Source organism: Pseudomonas cremoricolorata (assembly GCF_000759535.1).
GTDB lineage: Bacteria > Pseudomonadota > Gammaproteobacteria > Pseudomonadales > Pseudomonadaceae > Aquipseudomonas > Aquipseudomonas cremoricolorata_A.
In genome coordinates, this window is record NZ_CP009455.1 from 2264800 (window position 1) to 2280056 (window position 15257).

At 60.8% G+C, this 15257-nt stretch carries 16 protein-coding genes and 1 pseudogene; 12 read left to right on the forward strand and 5 right to left on the reverse strand.

Going from position 1 to position 15257, the window contains the following annotated elements; translation table 11 throughout:
• The first annotated feature begins 53 nt into the window (after positions 1-53).
• Entirely contained in the window at positions 54-1955 is a 1902-nt protein-coding gene (gene cysN / locus LK03_RS09845; protein WP_038412163.1) for a sulfate adenylyltransferase subunit CysN, read from the forward strand.
• A gap of 79 nt (positions 1956-2034) precedes the next feature.
• On the opposite strand, the gene LK03_RS09850 is transcribed toward cysN, so the two are convergent.
• Positions 2035-2514, reverse strand: coding sequence for an Lrp/AsnC family transcriptional regulator (locus LK03_RS09850; RefSeq protein ID WP_038412164.1), 480 nt, complete (start codon positions 2512-2514; stop codon positions 2035-2037).
• Positions 2515-2641: 127 nt separating this feature from the next.
• On the opposite strand from LK03_RS09850, the gene LK03_RS09855 reads away from it, so the two are divergent.
• A complete protein-coding gene (locus tag LK03_RS09855; protein ID WP_038412165.1) occupies positions 2642-3838 on the forward strand; it encodes a methionine gamma-lyase in 1197 nt (398 codons plus the stop codon).
• 56 nt (positions 3839-3894) lie between these two features.
• Here LK03_RS09855 and LK03_RS09860 read toward each other — a convergent pair whose 3' ends face one another.
• A complete protein-coding gene (locus tag LK03_RS09860; RefSeq protein WP_038412166.1) occupies positions 3895-4332 on the reverse strand; it encodes a YhcB family protein in 438 nt (145 codons plus the stop codon).
• 141 nt (positions 4333-4473) lie between these two features.
• On the opposite strand from LK03_RS09860, the gene LK03_RS09865 reads away from it, so the two are divergent.
• From LK03_RS09865 to zapE, 3 genes are all read left to right on the forward strand, one after another.
• The gene (locus LK03_RS09865) at positions 4474-5109 is read left to right on the forward strand and encodes an alpha/beta hydrolase (protein WP_038412167.1); all 636 of its coding nucleotides are present in this window, start codon (positions 4474-4476) and stop codon (positions 5107-5109) included.
• 24 nt (positions 5110-5133) lie between these two features.
• The gene (locus LK03_RS09870) at positions 5134-6483 is read left to right on the forward strand and encodes a tryptophan--tRNA ligase (protein WP_038412168.1); all 1350 of its coding nucleotides are present in this window, start codon (positions 5134-5136) and stop codon (positions 6481-6483) included.
• 83 nt (positions 6484-6566) lie between these two features.
• Entirely contained in the window at positions 6567-7661 is a 1095-nt protein-coding gene (zapE, locus tag LK03_RS09875) for a cell division protein ZapE (RefSeq protein WP_038412169.1), read from the forward strand.
• Positions 7662-7727: 66 nt separating this feature from the next.
• On the opposite strand, the gene LK03_RS22170 is transcribed toward zapE, so the two are convergent.
• The 3 genes and pseudogenes from LK03_RS22170 to LK03_RS09885 all read right to left on the reverse strand — a co-directional run bounded on the left by LK03_RS22170 (position 7728) and on the right by LK03_RS09885 (position 10091).
• A complete protein-coding gene (locus LK03_RS22170) occupies positions 7728-7910 on the reverse strand; it encodes a hypothetical protein (RefSeq protein WP_156109528.1) in 183 nt (60 codons plus the stop codon).
• A 15-nt stretch (positions 7911-7925) separates the two neighbouring features.
• Positions 7926-8828 carry a GlxA family transcriptional regulator gene (locus LK03_RS09880; protein WP_205621240.1) on the reverse strand — a complete coding sequence of 301 codons (903 nt, stop codon included), beginning with the start codon at positions 8826-8828 and terminating at the stop codon, positions 7926-7928.
• Positions 8829-9044: 216 nt separating this feature from the next.
• Positions 9045-10091, reverse strand: a pseudogene (locus tag LK03_RS09885) (NADP(H)-dependent aldo-keto reductase).
• Positions 10092-10350: 259 nt separating this feature from the next.
• Here LK03_RS09885 and rplM point away from each other — a divergent pair.
• The 7 genes from rplM (at position 10351) to LK03_RS09920 (ending at position 15210) form a co-directional block, all read left to right on the forward strand.
• Positions 10351-10779: a 50S ribosomal protein L13 gene (gene rplM / locus LK03_RS09890; protein ID WP_028696598.1), complete on the forward strand. Its 429-nt coding sequence runs from the start codon at positions 10351-10353 to the stop codon at positions 10777-10779.
• A gap of 14 nt (positions 10780-10793) precedes the next feature.
• Positions 10794-11186, forward strand: a complete 393-nt coding sequence (gene rpsI, locus LK03_RS09895; RefSeq protein ID WP_038412170.1) for a 30S ribosomal protein S9 — start codon at positions 10794-10796, stop codon at positions 11184-11186.
• Positions 11187-11448: 262 nt separating this feature from the next.
• Entirely contained in the window at positions 11449-12042 is a 594-nt protein-coding gene (gene petA, locus LK03_RS09900; RefSeq protein WP_038412171.1) for a ubiquinol-cytochrome c reductase iron-sulfur subunit, read from the forward strand.
• Positions 12042-13253, forward strand: a complete 1212-nt coding sequence (locus tag LK03_RS09905) for a cytochrome b (protein WP_038412172.1) — start codon at positions 12042-12044, stop codon at positions 13251-13253. Before petA ends, LK03_RS09905 begins: the two co-directional genes overlap by 1 nt.
• Entirely contained in the window at positions 13253-14032 is a 780-nt protein-coding gene (locus LK03_RS09910) for a cytochrome c1 (RefSeq protein WP_038412173.1), read from the forward strand. Before LK03_RS09905 ends, LK03_RS09910 begins: the two co-directional genes overlap by 1 nt.
• A 118-nt stretch (positions 14033-14150) precedes the next feature.
• Positions 14151-14774 carry a glutathione S-transferase N-terminal domain-containing protein gene (locus LK03_RS09915; RefSeq protein ID WP_038412174.1) on the forward strand — a complete coding sequence of 208 codons (624 nt, stop codon included), beginning with the start codon at positions 14151-14153 and terminating at the stop codon, positions 14772-14774.
• Positions 14775-14784: 10 nt separating this feature from the next.
• The gene (locus tag LK03_RS09920; RefSeq protein WP_038412175.1) at positions 14785-15210 is read left to right on the forward strand and encodes a ClpXP protease specificity-enhancing factor; all 426 of its coding nucleotides are present in this window, start codon (positions 14785-14787) and stop codon (positions 15208-15210) included.
• Positions 15211-15257: the final 47 nt, after the last annotated feature.

Genomic DNA, 15257 nt, shown 5'->3' on the forward strand with positions numbered 1-15257 from the left:
CTGTACGCCGACAAGCTTGCCGCTTGAAGCCAACAGCTTGGAGCTTGAATGAAATGAGTCACCAATCCGATCTGATCAGCGAGGACATCCTCGCCTACCTGGCTCAGCACGAGCGTAAAGAACTGCTGCGTTTCCTCACCTGCGGCAACGTCGACGATGGCAAGAGCACCCTGATCGGGCGCCTGCTGCATGACTCCAAGATGATCTACGAGGACCACCTCGAGGCCATCACCCGTGATTCGAAAAAATCCGGTACCACCGGTGAAGAGGTCGACCTGGCGCTGCTGGTCGATGGTCTACAAGCCGAGCGCGAGCAGGGCATCACCATCGATGTCGCCTATCGCTACTTCTCCACCGCCAAGCGCAAGTTCATCATCGCCGACACCCCGGGCCACGAGCAGTACACCCGCAACATGGCCACCGGTGCCTCCACCTGCGACCTGGCGATCATCCTCGTCGATGCCCGCTACGGCGTGCAGACCCAGACTCGCCGGCACAGCTTCATCGCCTCGCTGCTGGGCATCAAGCACATCGTCGTCGCGGTCAACAAGATGGACCTCAAGGGCTTCGACGAAGGCGTCTTCGAGTCGATCAAGGCCGATTACCTCGATTTCGCCGAGCGCATCAACCTGCAACCGTCGAGCCTGTACTTCGTGCCCATGTCGGCGCTCAAGGGCGACAACGTGGTCAACCGCAGCGAGCGTTCGCCGTGGTACACCGGCCCTGCACTGATGGAAATCCTCGAAAGCGTGGAAGTGGCGGCCGACCGCAATTTCACCGATCTGCGCTTCCCGGTGCAATACGTCAACCGGCCGAACCTGAACTTCCGCGGCTTCGCCGGCACCCTGGCCAGCGGCATCGTGCACAAGGGTGACGAAGTGGTCGTGCTGCCTTCGGGCAAGAGCAGCCGGGTCAAGTCCATCGTCACCTACGAGGGTGAACTGGAAAGTGCAGGCCCCGGCCAGGCCGTGACCCTGACCATGGAAGATGAAATCGACATCTCCCGTGGCGACCTGCTGGTGCATGCCGACAACGTCCCGCCAGTCACCGACCAGTTCGACGCGATGCTGGTGTGGATGGCCGAAGAACCCATGCTGCCGGGCAAGAAATACGACATCAAACGTGCCACCAGCTACGTGCCGGGCTCGATTGCCAGCATCGTGCACAAGGTCGACGTCAACACCCTCGCAGAGGGGCCGGCCAGTGCTCTGGAGCTGAACGAGATCGGCCGGGTCAAGGTAGCGCTGGACGCTTCCATCGCCCTGGATGGCTACGACAGCAACCGCACCACTGGCGCGTTCATCGTCATCGACCGCCTGACCAACGGCACCGTCGGTGCCGGCATGATCATCGCATCGCCTGTGTTGCCGCACGGCAGCACCGGCCAGCACGGCAAGGCCGCGCATGTGTCCACCGAAGAGCGCGCCCTGCGCTTGGGTCAGCAACCGGCCACCGTCCTGTTCAGCGGCCTGTCCGGCGCTGGCAAGAGCACGCTGGCCTATGCCGTCGAGCGCAAGCTGTTCGACATGGGCCGTGCGGTGTACGTACTCGACGGGCAGAACCTGCGTCACGACCTGAACAAGGGCCTGCCGCAAGACCGCGCCGGACGCACCGAGAACTGGCGCCGCGCCGCCCATGTGGCGCGTCAGTTCAACGAAGCCGGCCTGCTGACCCTGGCCGCGTTCGTCGCCCCGGATGCCGAAGGCCGCGAACAGGCCAAGGCGCTGATCGGCAATGATCGCCTGCTGACCGTCTACGTCCAGGCTTCGCCGCTGGCCTGCCGCGCCCGCGACCCGCAAGGGCTGTATGCGGCCGCTGGCGACAACATCCCTGGCGAAAGCTTCCCGTACGACGTGCCGCTGGATGCCGATGTGGTGATCGACACTCAGAGCACCAGCGTCGAAGAGGGTGTGAAGCAGGTGCTGGACGCCTTGCGCCGCCGCGGTGCGATCTAACCGCGGCTGATCGACGAAAACCCCGCCTCGGCGGGGTTTTCGCTTTTAAGGCGGCAAGCGCAGGAAACCGACGCCGTGTTCATTTCCTCGCCTGTGGTAGCGGAACCTTGTCTCGCTGCTTGACCGCCTTGAAGGAAAAGCTCGAGTAGATCTCCTTCACCCCGGGCAACCTTTGCAGCACTTCCCGGGCGAACTCGCCAAATGACTCCAGGTCAGTCGCCAGCACTTCCAGGAGGAAGTCGTAGCGCCCGGAAATATGGTGGCAGGCAATGATTTCGGGTATTTCCGCCAGACGTTGCTCGAAGGCCTGGGCAACGTCCTTGCCGTGTGAGTCCATCATGATGCTGACGAACGCGGTCACCCCGTAGCCCAGCGCCTTGGGTGAGAGGGTCGCCTGATAGCCAGTGATATAGCCCTGTTCTTCGAGTGCCTTGACCCGTCGCCAGCAAGGCGAGGTGGTGAGCGACACCTGCTCGGCGAGTTCGCTGATGGTCAGGCGTGCGTTCGCCTGCAAGGCGCTCAGCAGAATCAGGTCAGTGCGGTCCAGGGGTGGGGGCATGGCGTGCCTTTCTGAGTTGCTCAATGGCCAATCGGTTGCTCAAGCAGCGCAAACATGCGGTACAAAACAGCAAGAATCACGCTGTGGCTGGGCATAAGCTTAGAACAAACCTCCAGAGGTGCCTGCCATGGACAATTCCACTCACACCCAAGGCTTTTCCACCCGGGCCATTCACCACGGCTACGATCCCATGTCCCACGGCGGCGCGCTGATTGCGCCGATCTACCAGACTTCAACCTACGCTTTCCCCTCTGCCGAATACGGCGCTGCCTGCTTTGCCGGCGAAGCCGACGGGCATGTCTACAGCCGCATCTCCAACCCGACCCTGGCACTGCTGGAGCAGCGCATGGCTTCGCTCGAAGGGGGTGAGGCGGGCCTGGCGCTGGCATCGGGCATGGGCGCGATCAGCGCGACGTTGTGGACGCTGCTGCGTCCGGGCGACGAACTGCTGGTGGGCACCACCGTGTACGGCTGCACCTTCGCCTTCATGCACCACGGCATCGGTGAGTTCGGCGTAAAGGTGCGGCATGTCGACCTCAATGACCTCGACGCCCTGCGCGCGGCCATCACCCCGAAGACGCGGATGATCTACTTCGAAACACCGGCCAACCCCACCATGCGTCTGGTCGATATCGCGGCGGTCACCGGTGTGGCACGCGAGCATGGCATCACCGTGGTGGTGGACAGCACCTACTGCACCCCCTATCTGCAACGGCCCCTGGCGCTGGGCGCCGACTTGGTGCTGCATTCGGCCACCAAGTACCTGAGCGGCCACGGCGATATCACGGCGGGTCTGGTGATCGGCAACAGGACGCTGATCGACAGGATTCGTCTGCAAGGCCTGAAAGACCTCACCGGTGCGGTGCTTTCACCCCATGATGCGTCGCTGTTGATGCGCGGCATCAAGACCCTGGCCCTGCGCATGGAGCGCCATTGCCGCAATGCCCTGCAGGTCGCCCAGTTTCTTCAGCGCCAGCCGGCGGTAGAGGTGCTGCACTACCCGGGTCTGCCCTCGTTCCCGCAGCATGAGCTGGCCACCCGGCAGATGCGTCTGCCGGGTGGCATGCTGGCGTTCGAGATGCGCGGCGGCCTGGCGGCGGGTCGGCAGTTCATGAACGCACTCCAGCTGTTCAGCCGCGCGGTGAGCCTGGGCGATGCCGAATCCCTGGCCCAGCATCCGGCAAGCATGACCCACAGCAGCTACACGGCCCAGGAGCGGGCGGCCCATGGCATCTCCGAGGGGTTGGTACGGCTGTCGGTAGGACTGGAGGACATCGATGACTTGCTGGCTGACCTCGCCCAGGCACTTGCCACCGTCGAGTGATGGCCAGGCAGCAGGCATGAAAAAGGCCGCGTCAGCGGCCTTGTTCGGTGTAGCGATCAGTGCTTCAAACCGTAGCTCTCATCGAGCATGCCGGGTGAGTTCGGCGCTTTCGGCGCGTAGTCGAGTGGCACTTCGGCGCTGTCGCGCGGCGGGGTCAGGCGATCGCGGTGCGGCTGCGGTGCGTCGGAGTGCAGGGCGGCGAGCAGGCGCTGACGGGTCAGATCGTCCAGTGCCAGGCGGTCGGCGCCTTCGGCCAGGTGATCCTGAACGTCCTGATAGCTTTGGGTCAGGCGCTTGACCAGGGTGGCGGTGCTGTTGAAGTGGGTCACCACCTCGTTCTGATAATTGTCGAAACGCTGCTGGATATCGTCCAGCTGACGTTGCGTGCTGTTCGGTGCTGCGTGGGGCAGCAGGCGGGCAGCGACAAAGCCGGCGACGACGCCGACCACCAGTGCCAGGGTCGGCAACAACCAAACAAGGAGCGAGAGTTCCACGAGTCCTTCCTCTATAAACGGCTTTGCTTTACGTTAACGGCTCAGACCTGCGCTGTATATACCGCGAGCGATCGCAACTATCCCAGAACAGACATCCTCAGCTAGACGAATCGACCCATTCCCGGGTCACGGAGTACTGCCTTGCTTGTCCGCGAAACCCCTTGCTTCATCGATGGCCCCAGCGGGCCGCTGGAAGCGTTGTACCTTGATGTCGCCGATGCCCGTGGCCTGGTGCTGATCTGCCACCCCAATCCCGTGCAGGGCGGCACCATGCTCAACAAGGTGGTTTCGACCCTGCAGCGCACCGCTCGCGATGCCGGTTACAGCACCTTGCGCTTCAACTACCGCGGCGTCGGGCAAAGTGCTGGCAGCCATGACATGGGCGCTGGCGAAGTGGACGACAGCGAGGCGGTCGCCCAGTGGATGCGCCAGCAACACCCCCAACTGCCATTAGTGCTGATGGGCTTTTCCTTCGGCGGCTTCGTCGCGGCAAGCCTGGCCGGTCGGCTGGAGCGGGCCGGCAGCGAGGTCGAGCAACTGTTCATGATCGCGCCCGCGGTGATGCGCCTGACCGAGCAGTTTCCCCTGCCGCAGCACTGCCAACTGAGCGTGGTGCAACCGGATGCTGACGAAGTGGTGGACCCACAGCTGGTCTACCAATGGTCTGAAACGCTTTCGCGCCCGCACGAGCTGCTGAAAGTGGCAGAATGCGGACACTTCTTCCATGGCAAGCTGACCGATCTCAAGGATCTGTTGCTGCCGCGCCTCTCGAAATGAGCCAAGCCTGATCAAGCGATAATCATGACTACGCGCATCCTTACCGGCATCACCACCACCGGCACCCCGCACCTGGGCAATTTTGCCGGCGCCATTGGCCCGGCCATCCGCGCCAGCCAGCAGCCTGGCGTCGATTCGTTCTATTTCCTCGCCGACTACCACGCCCTGATCAAATGCGACGACCCGCAGCGCATTCAGCGCTCGCGCCTGGAAATCGCTGCCACCTGGCTGGCCGGTGGCCTGGATGCCGACAAGGTCACGTTCTATCGCCAGTCCGACATCCCCGAAATTCCTGAGCTGACCTGGCTGCTGACCTGCGTTGCCGCCAAGGGCCTGCTCAATCGCGCCCATGCCTACAAGGCCTCGGTGGACAAGAACGTCGAGAACGGTGAAGACCCGGATGCCGGTGTCAGCATGGGCCTGTTCAGCTATCCGGTGCTGATGGCTGCCGACATCCTCATGTTCAATGCGCACAAGGTGCCGGTTGGCCGTGACCAGATCCAGCACGTGGAAATGGCACGGGACATCGGCCAGCGCTTCAACCACCTGTTCGGCAAGGGTCAGGAGTACTTCACTCTGCCCGAAGCGGTCATCGAAGAGAGCGTGGCGACCTTGCCTGGCCTGGATGGGCGCAAGATGTCCAAGAGCTACGACAACACCATCCCGCTGTTCTCCAATGCCAAGGACCTCAAGGACGCCATCTCGCGCATCGTCACCGACTCGCGCGCACCTGGCGAGGCGAAAGACCCGGACAACGCCCACCTGTTCACCCTCTACCAGGCCTTCGCTACCCAGAATGACGCCCAGGCGTTCCGCGACGATCTGCTGCAAGGGCTGGGTTGGGGCGAGGCCAAGCAGCGTCTGTTCCAGCTGCTCGACGGGCAACTGGCTGCGCCGCGCGAGCGTTACCAGCAACTGCTGGCACGCCCGGCCGACCTCGAGGACATCCTCCTGGCCGGCGCTGCCAAGGCACGCAAGGTCGCTACGCCCTTCCTCGAGCAACTGCGCGAAGCGGTAGGCCTGCGCTCGTTCCGCAGCATCGCCCAGGCCAGCGCCGAATCGAGCAAGAAGACGGTGAAGGCCGCGCGCTTCGTCAGCTTCCGTGACGATGACGGCAGTTTCCGTTTCCGCCTGCTGGCCGCCGACGGCGAGCAACTGCTGCTCTCGCGCAGCTTTGCCGATGGCAAGGGTGCCGGTGCAGTGAGCAAGCAGTTGCAGCAAGGTGGCGCGCCCGACATTCGTGTAGAGGGGCTCAGCTTCGGCCTCTGGCTCGAAGATGACGAAGTCGCCAAAGGTGGCCTGTTCACCGACGCAGCTGACCGTGATGCAGCCATCGAGCGTCTGCGCAAAGCGCTTGAGCCAGTGCAGGCCTGAGGCAGATTGACGCAAGTCCGATTGCCAACGCGCAGGGCCGTCGCTACAGTGACGGCCCGGTTTTGTGACCTCGCCAACGACTTATGACGCCTCTAGAACGATATCAAGCAGATCTCAAACGTCCCGACTTCTTCCATGATGCGGCGCAGGAAACTGCGGTGCGGCATCTACAGCGTCTGTATGACGACCTGCTGGCGGCGCAAGGCAACAAACCGGGCATGCTCGGCAAACTGTTTGGGCGCAAGGAGCAGGCTCCGGTCAAGGGGTTGTACTTCTGGGGCGGGGTAGGGCGCGGCAAAACCTACCTGGTCGACACGTTCTTCGATGCGCTGCCGTTCGAGCAGAAAATGCGCACGCACTTCCACCGCTTCATGAAGCGTGTGCACGAAGAAATGAAAACCCTCAAAGGCGAGAAGAACCCGCTGACGGTGATCGCCAAGCGCTTCTCCAGCGAAGCCCGGGTCATCTGCTTCGACGAGTTTTTCGTTTCCGACATCACCGATGCCATGATTCTCGGCACGTTGATGGAAGAGCTGTTCAAGAACGGTGTGACCCTGGTCGCGACCTCCAACATCGTGCCGGACGGTCTGTACAAGGATGGCCTGCAGCGTGCGCGCTTCCTGCCCGCAATCGCCATGATCAAGCAGCACACCGAAGTGGTGAACGTCGACAGCGGCGTCGACTACCGTTTGCGCCACCTCGAGCAAGCCGAGCTGTTCCACTACCCGCTGAACGAGGCCGCCCAGGCCAGCATGCAGCAGAGCTTCAAGGCGCTTACCCCCGATTGCACTCAGGCGGTCGAGAACGACGTGCTGGTGATCGAGAACCGCGAGATTCATGCCCTGCGCACCTGTGAAGATGTCGCCTGGTTCGACTTCCGCGCCCTGTGCGATGGTCCCCGCAGCCAGAACGACTACATCGAGCTGGGCAAGATTTTCCATGCTGTGCTGCTGAGCAACGTCGAACAGATGAGCGTCACCACCGACGACATCGCCCGGCGTTTCATCAACATGGTCGACGAGTTCTACGACCGTAACGTCAAGCTGATCATCTCTGCCGAGGTCGAGCTCAAAGACCTGTACACCGGTGGACGGCTAAGCTTCGAGTTCCAGCGTACCCTCAGCCGTTTGCTGGAAATGCAGTCCCACGAGTTCCTCGCTCGGGCGCACAAGCCCTGAGGGCAGTTGCGAGCTTTTAGCTGCAAGCTTGTAGCTACAAGCGACAAGAAAAAGCCAGAGCAGACCTCATCTGCCCTGGCTTTTTGCTTTTGCTTTTGCTTTTGCTTTTGCTTTTGCTTTTGCTTTTGCTTTTGCTTTTGCTTTTGCTTTTGCTTTTGCTTTTGCTTTTGCTTTTGCTTTTGCTTTTGCTTTTGCTTTTGCTTTTGCTTTTGCTTTTGCTTTTGCTTTTGCTTGCAGCTTCAAGCTCACAACTAGTCGCTGCTCCTAGCCGCTGCTCTCCTGCTGGAACTGTTGGCGATACTGGTTGGGCGACAGCTCTGTGTGCTGACGGAACAGGCGGGCGAAGAAGCTGGCGTCGTCGTAGCCCACTTCGTAGCTGATGGTCTTGATGCTCTTGCGGGTGCTGGAAAGCAGGCCTTTGGCCGTTTCGATGCGCAGGCGTTGCAGGTAGTGCAACGGTTTGTCGCCGGTCGCGCCCTGGAAGCGGCGCATGAAGTTGCGAATGCTCATGCCATGGTTGCGGGCAACGTCCTCGAAGCGGAACTTGTCGGCGAAGTGCTCTTCCAGCCAGTGCTGGATCTGCAGGATCAGCAGGTCCTGGTGCAGTTTCTGCCCGCCAAAGCCCATGCGTCCGGGGGTGTAGTTGCGCTGCACCTCATAGAGAATGTCGCGAGCCACGGCGCGGGCCACGTTGGCGCCGCAGAAGCGTTCGATCAGGTAGATGTACAGGTCGCAGGCGGATGTGGTGCCACCGGCGCAGTACAGGTTGTCGGCATCGGTGAGGTGCTTGTCCTGGTTCAGCCGTACCCTAGGAAAACGCTCGGCAAAGCTATTGAAAAAGCGCCAGTAGGTGGTCGCTTCCTTGCCGTCGAGCAATCCCGCTTCGGCCAGCCAGAACACCCCGCTGGCCTCGCCACACAGGACCGCGCCGCGGGCATGCTGCTCGCGCAGCCAGGGCAGCACCTGCGGTGCGCGCGTGAGCAGGCTGTCGAAGTCGTCCCAGAAGGCCGGCAGGATGATCACGTCGGTATCGTCCAGACCGCCATCGACCGGTATGCGCACATTGCTGAAACTGTCCACAGGCTGGCCGTCAGGGCTGACCAGGCAAATCTCGAACATCGGCTGCAGGCTCAGGCCCAGTTGCCGGCTGTAGCGCAGACTGGCCAGGTGGAAGAAATCCTTGGCCTGCATGAGGGTGAAGGCGAACACGTTGTCGGTCGCCAGAATGCTGACGCGCCGTAACGTAGAGCTGGCTTGAATGGGCATCATCGTCGTTGTTCTTATAAGGGAGAGTGGACAAGTGCTGGCTGGATCGTCTTAGCTTTTCTCCGTGCTGTCCAGCCTTGGCAAGCTGCGCGGGGCCGCCAGGCGGCCCCGGCGGGGTCATGGTGCAGGATTGGGCTGTTGCTGATGAACCGCTTCGAGGGCGGCGAGCAGTTCTTCGCTGAGCGTCAGGGCAGCGCTGTCGAGGTTGCTCTGCAACTGCTCCAAGGAAGTGGCGCCAATGATATTGCTGGTCACGAACGGCTACCGGGTGACGAACGCCAGGGCCATCTGCGCCGGGTCCAGGCCGTGCTCGCGGGCCAACTGCACATAGCGACTGCACGCCTGCACGGTTTGCGGATTGGAGTAGCGGGCAAAGCGGCTGAACAGGGTCAGGCGCGCATCGGCCGGACGAGCGCCGTTCTCGTATTTGCCCGAGAGCATGCCGAACGCCAAGGGCGAGTAGGCCAGCAAGCCGCACTGTTCGCGAATGGCAACTTCCGCCAGGCCGACCTCGAAGCTGCGATTGAGCAGGTTGTAGGGGTTCTGAATCGACACCGCACGCGGCCAGCCGCGGCTATCGGCCAGTTGCAGAAACTTCATGGTGCCCCATGGCGTTTCATTGGACAGGCCGATATGGCGGATCTTGCCGGCACGCACTTGCTCATCCAGCACTTCCAGGGTTTCTTCGATGGGCGTGAACAGGTCGTTGGGCAGGTGCCGGTAGCCGAGCTTGCCGAAGAAATTGGTGTTGCGTTCTGGCCAATGCAGTTGGTAGAGATCGATGTAGTCGGTCCGTAGACGCTTCAGGCTCTCGTTCAGGGCTGCAACGATGTGCTGGCGGTTGTGCCTGAGTTGGCCATCGCGAATGTGGCTGATGCCGTTGCCGGGCCCTGCAACTTTACTGGCGAGCACCCAGTGTTGGCGCTCGCGCTGGCCTTGCCGAGCAAACCAGTCGCCGATGATGCGCTCGGTGGCCGCGTAGGTTTCCGGGCGGGGCGGCACCGGATACATCTCGGCGGTGTCGATGAAGTTGACCCCAGCATCGCGGGCCAGGGCGATCTGCTCGAAGGCCTGTGCCGGGTCGTTCTGCTCGCCCCAGGTCATGGTGCCCAGACACAGGGCGCTGACATTCAGGTCGGTACGGCCGAGCTTGCGGTATTCCATGACGCGTTCACTCCTCGAATAGATCGATGATCATCGAATCAGGTTGATATTCTCTGCGCAATCTGGATAATTACGCGCCTTCGTGCGCTGCGGAAGTGATGCACCGCGTTGCACGAGAAACCTTGCCGAATCTGGACGCGCCGACCCGAGCCCCCTATAGCGTCCGCATGCGGCTGCGCGCTTGACTTGTCAAGCGATGCACTAACCAGTAAGATTCGCCGTCTTAATTTTCGCTGGGCGGCCTCTGAGGCTTTAGAGAATGAAAACTTTTACTGCTAAACCGGAAACAGTAACGCGCGACTGGTTCGTAGTCGACGCCGCTGGCCAGACCCTGGGTCGTCTGTCCACTGAAATCGCTCGTCGTCTGCGTGGCAAGCACAAGGCAGAATACACTCCTCACGTTGACACCGGCGACTACATCGTCGTCATCAACGCCGAGCAGGTACGTGTCACTGGTGCCAAAGCTTCGGACAAAATGTACTACTCCCACTCCGGCTTCCCGGGCGGTATCAAGGAAATCAACTTCGAGAAGTTGATCGCCAAGGCCCCCGAGCGCGTGATCGAGACCGCGGTCAAAGGCATGCTGCCTAAGAACCCGCTGGGTCGCGACATGTACCGCAAGCTGAAAGTGTACGCGGGTGCTACTCACCCACACACTGCTCAGCAGCCTCAAGAACTGAAGATCTAACGGGATAGTTCATTATGTCGGCGACTCAAAACTACGGCACTGGCCGTCGCAAGACCGCAACCGCTCGCGTGTTCCTGCGTCCAGGTACTGGCAACATCTCCATCAACAACCGTCCTCTGGACACCTTCTTCGGTCGCGAAACTGCCCGCATGGTCGTTCGCCAGCCGCTGGAGCTGACCGAGAACCTCGAGAAGTTCGACATCTACGTCACCGTTGCTGGTGGTGGTGTTAGCGGTCAGGCTGGTGCGATCCGTCACGGTATCACCCGCGCTCTGATGGAATACGACGAAGGCCTGCGCGCTGCTCTGCGTCGTGCTGGCTACGTCACCCGCGACGCTCGTGAAGTCGAGCGTAAGAAAGTGGGTCTGCGTAAAGCGCGTAAGCGTCCTCAGTACTCCAAGCGTTAATTTCGCTTCGGCAGTCGAAAAAAGCCCGGTTCTCAGGAACCGGGCTTTTTTTATGTCGCCAACTAACCTCCCCCATGCCCATGCACTCCCTCCTTATAGACGCAGATCAAGCAATGCGAGGGTTGCTGCCGCCGCGCCGCTAATCACCTTGTCACTGTGTGGATTTGTTTCTTACCATGGCGGCCAATTTTTGGTGCCACAGACATTACCTAAGTAGATGCCTGTCGTAGCAGGCCGTGAACGCTGATGGGGAGAGGACTGAATGAGTAATGACGGCGTCAATGCAGGGCGGCGCCGCTTCCTTGTAGCTGCCACATCCGTGGTGGGTGCAGCGGGGGCAGTGGGAGCTGCGGTACCGTTCGTGGGGTCGTGGTTCCCCAGCGCCAAGGCCAAGGCCGCCGGCGCACCAGTGAAAGTCAACATTGCCAAGGTCGAGCCAGGCCAGCAGATGGTCGCCGAGTGGCGGGGCCAGCCGGTATTCATCGTGCGGCGAACGGCGGAAATCCTCGGCAATCTGAAGAAGATCGAAGGCGATCTTTCCGACCCGTCCTCGAAGGCGTCGGATCAGCCGGCCTATGTCGATCCGCAGGTCCGCTCGATCAAACCGGAAATCCTGATTCTGGTCGGGCTGTGTACTCATCTCGGTTGCTCACCGACGTTCCGCCCTGAGGTCGCGCCGGTCGATCTTGGTCCCAAATGGGTCGGTGGCTACTTCTGCCCGTGCCACGGTTCGCACTACGACATGGCCGGCCGCGTCTACAAATCGCAACCCGCCCCGCTCAATTTGCCCGTCCCGCCCCATGCCTATGAGTCGGACGACATCATCGTCATTGGCGTCGATCAGGAGAACGCATGATGAGCAAGTTCATGGAGTGGATCGATGCACGCTTCCCCGCCACGAAGATGTGGGAAGACCACCTGGCCAAATACTACGCACCGAAGAATTTCAACTTCCTGTATTTCTTCGGTTCGTTGGCGCTGTTGGTGCTGGTCAACCAGATCGTCACCGGTGTGTGGTTGACCATGAGTTTCACCCCTTCGGCCGAAGAGGCATTCGCCTCGGTCGAGTACATCATGCGTGACGTCGAATACGGCTGGATTCTGCGCTACCTGCACTCCACCGGCGCGTCGGCATTCTTCATCGTCGTCTACCTGCATATGTTCCGCGGCCTGCTGTATGGCTCTTACCAAAAACCGCGCGAGCTGGTGTGGCTGTTCGGCATGCTGATCTACCTGGCGCTGATGGCCGAAGCGTTCATGGGCTACCTGCTGCCGTGGGGGCAGATGTCGTACTGGGGCGCCCAGGTGATCATCTCGCTGTTCGGCGCCATCCCCGTTATTGGTGACGACCTGACCCAGTGGATTCGCGGCGATTACCTGATCTCGGGTATCACCCTGAACCGCTTCTTCGCACTGCATGTCGTGGCGCTGCCAATCGTCATCCTCGGGCTGGTGGTGCTGCACATCCTGGCGTTGCATGAAGTGGGTTCGAACAACCCGGACGGTATCGATATCAAGAAGCACAAGGATGAAAACGGTATTCCGCTCGACGGCATTCCTTTCCATCCCTACTACACCGTCAAGGACATCGTCGGTGTTGTGGTCTTCCTCTTCGTGTTCTGCTCGGTGGTGTTCTTCTTCCCGGAAATGGGTGGCTATTTCCTCGAAAAGCCCAACTTTGAGCAAGCCAACGCGTTCAAGACACCTGAGCACATTGCGCCGGTCTGGTACTTCACCCCGTTCTACGCAATTCTGCGCGCCGTGCCAGACAAACTGATGGGTGTGATCGCCATGGGCGCAGCCATCGCGGTGCTGTTCGTTCTGCCCTGGCTGGACCGCAGTCCGGTGCGCTCGATGCGTTACAAGGGCTGGTTGAGCAAGGTCTTCCTGCTGGTGTTCTGTGTGTCCTTCGTGATTCTGGGCGTCCTCGGGGTATTGGCGCCGACGACGGGAAGGACCTTGCTCTCGCAGATCTGCACCTTCCTGTACTTCGCCTACTTCCTGCTGATGCCGTTCTACACCCGGCTCGAAAAGACAAAACCGGTTCCGGAAAGGGTGACTGGCTGATGAAAAAGCTGATTGCTGTACTGTTATTGGCCGTGATGCCTACCTTCGTGCTGGCCGCTGAACATGGCGTTGAACTGGACAAGGTCGATATCGACCTGGCCGACAAGCCTGCCTTGCAAGATGGGGCCCGTACCTTCGCCAACTATTGCATGGGCTGTCACAGTGCCAAGTTCCAGCGCTACGAGCGAGTGGCTGACGACCTGGGTATTCCCCACGACGTGATGCTCGACAACCTGGTGTTCACCGGTGCCAAGATCGGCGACCACATGAAGATCGGCATGCAGCCCCAGGATGCCAAGACCTGGTTCGGCGCCGCGCCCCCAGACCTCACCCTGGTCGCGAGGGTGCGTGGCGAAGACTGGCTCTACAGCTACCTGCGCAGCTTCTACGCAGATCCTTCGCGCCCCTATGGCGTCAACAACAAAGTGTTCCCCAACGTCGGTATGCCCAATGTGCTGGTCGGGCTGCAGGGCAATCAGGTGATTGGCTGCAAGCAGGTGCAGACGGTGGTCGATGGCAAGAAGCAGTTCGATCCGTTGACCGGCAGCCCGTTGACCCATGAAGCGTGCGATCAGCTGACCGTCGAGCCGAATTCCGGTACCCTGACGACCGAGCAGTTCGACGAGAAGGTCAAGAATCTCGTGGCTTTCCTGGCCTACTCGGCCAACCCAGTCAAGCTGGAGAGTCAGCGCATCGGCACCTACGTGTTGCTGTACTTGGCGTTCTTCTTCGTGTTCGCTTACTTGCTCAAGCGTGAATACTGGAAGGACGTGCACTGACCTCACAGTCACTTCTGGAGGTTGAACGCGCCCCGCGGCGTCCTGGTCCTGACCAGTACGCCGCGGGGCGCGTTTGCGTTTATGGTTTTATCCGCATTGCGATGCGAGGAGGCACTTCATGGCGGTGACCAATCGGTTGGCCTGCTACTCGGACCCGGCTGATCACTACTCACATCGGGTTCGCCTTGTGCTCGCGGAGAAAGGCGTCAATGTGCAGATCATCGATGTCGATGTCGCGCGCATACCGCCCAAGCTGGCGGAAGTGAATCCCTACGCCAGCCTGCCGACCCTGGTCGATCGGGACCTGGCTTTGTATGAGCCTTCGGTGATCATGGAATACCTCGAAGAGCGTTACCCACATCCGCCGCTCATGCCGGTGTATCCGGTAGCGCGTGGAAATACCCGTTTGCTCATGCACAGGATTCAACGAGACTGGTGTTCGCTGGCTGATGTGATTCTCGATGCGCGCAACGCTGAGGCGGCCCGTGACGAGGCGCGCAAGGCCCTGCGTGAGAGCCTGATCGGCGTGTCGGCCCTGTTCGGCGAATTCGCCTGCTTCATGAGCGAGGAGCAAAGCCTGGTCGACTGCTGTCTATTGCCCATACTATGGCGATTGCCGACCATGGGTATCGAATTACCGCGGCAGGCAAAGCCGCTGCTGGATTACATGGAGCGACAGTTCGCCCGTCCTTCTTTCCAGACGAGCCTGTCATCCGTTGAACGCGAAATACGCAATAGTTAAGGAGCCGGTGATGAACTCCAGTCGCCCCTATCTGGTAAGAGCGCTGTACGAGTGGATCGTCGACAACGATTGCACGCCCCACATGCTGGTGAACGCCGAATATCCGGCGGTCCAGGTACCCGACGGTTTTGCCAGTGATGGTCAGATCGTCCTCAACATATCGCCAAGCGCTGTGCGAAACCTGCACATGGATAATGACGCGGTGAGTTTCGAAGGCCGTTTCGGCGGCGTTGCCCACAGCCTGTATGTGCCCAGTGGCGCTATTCTGGGCATCTACGCTCGGGAAAACGGTCAGGGCATGGTCTTCGAGCTGGAGCCGGTGGATGAAGGCGATGAGCTGCTGGACGCTGAAGACATCGATGGCGATGACTCGCCGGACGACGGTGGGCAGCCGCCACGGCCCAGCGGTCGGCCGAGTCTGAAGGTGGTCAAGTAACTAAAAAGGCGATCCTGAAGGATCGCCTTTTTATTGAATGCCGCGCT

What these genes read in the sequence shown, in the direction of transcription:
- cysN (WP_038412163.1), top strand. Translation starts at nt 54, where the DNA reads ATGAGTCACCAATCCGATCTGATCAGCGAGGACATCCTCGCCTACCTG.
- LK03_RS09850 (WP_038412164.1), bottom strand. Translation starts at nt 2,514, where the DNA reads ATGCCCCCACCCCTGGACCGCACTGACCTGATTCTGCTGAGCGCCTTG.
- LK03_RS09855 (WP_038412165.1), top strand. Translation starts at nt 2,642, where the DNA reads ATGGACAATTCCACTCACACCCAAGGCTTTTCCACCCGGGCCATTCAC.
- LK03_RS09870 (WP_038412168.1), top strand. Translation starts at nt 5,134, where the DNA reads ATGACTACGCGCATCCTTACCGGCATCACCACCACCGGCACCCCGCAC.
- zapE (WP_038412169.1), top strand. Translation starts at nt 6,567, where the DNA reads ATGACGCCTCTAGAACGATATCAAGCAGATCTCAAACGTCCCGACTTC.
- rplM (WP_028696598.1), top strand. Translation starts at nt 10,351, where the DNA reads ATGAAAACTTTTACTGCTAAACCGGAAACAGTAACGCGCGACTGGTTC.
- rpsI (WP_038412170.1), top strand. Translation starts at nt 10,794, where the DNA reads ATGTCGGCGACTCAAAACTACGGCACTGGCCGTCGCAAGACCGCAACC.
- petA (WP_038412171.1), top strand. Translation starts at nt 11,449, where the DNA reads ATGAGTAATGACGGCGTCAATGCAGGGCGGCGCCGCTTCCTTGTAGCT.
- LK03_RS09905 (WP_038412172.1), top strand. Translation starts at nt 12,042, where the DNA reads ATGAGCAAGTTCATGGAGTGGATCGATGCACGCTTCCCCGCCACGAAG.
- LK03_RS09910 (WP_038412173.1), top strand. Translation starts at nt 13,253, where the DNA reads ATGAAAAAGCTGATTGCTGTACTGTTATTGGCCGTGATGCCTACCTTC.
- LK03_RS09915 (WP_038412174.1), top strand. Translation starts at nt 14,151, where the DNA reads ATGGCGGTGACCAATCGGTTGGCCTGCTACTCGGACCCGGCTGATCAC.
- LK03_RS09920 (WP_038412175.1), top strand. Translation starts at nt 14,785, where the DNA reads ATGAACTCCAGTCGCCCCTATCTGGTAAGAGCGCTGTACGAGTGGATC.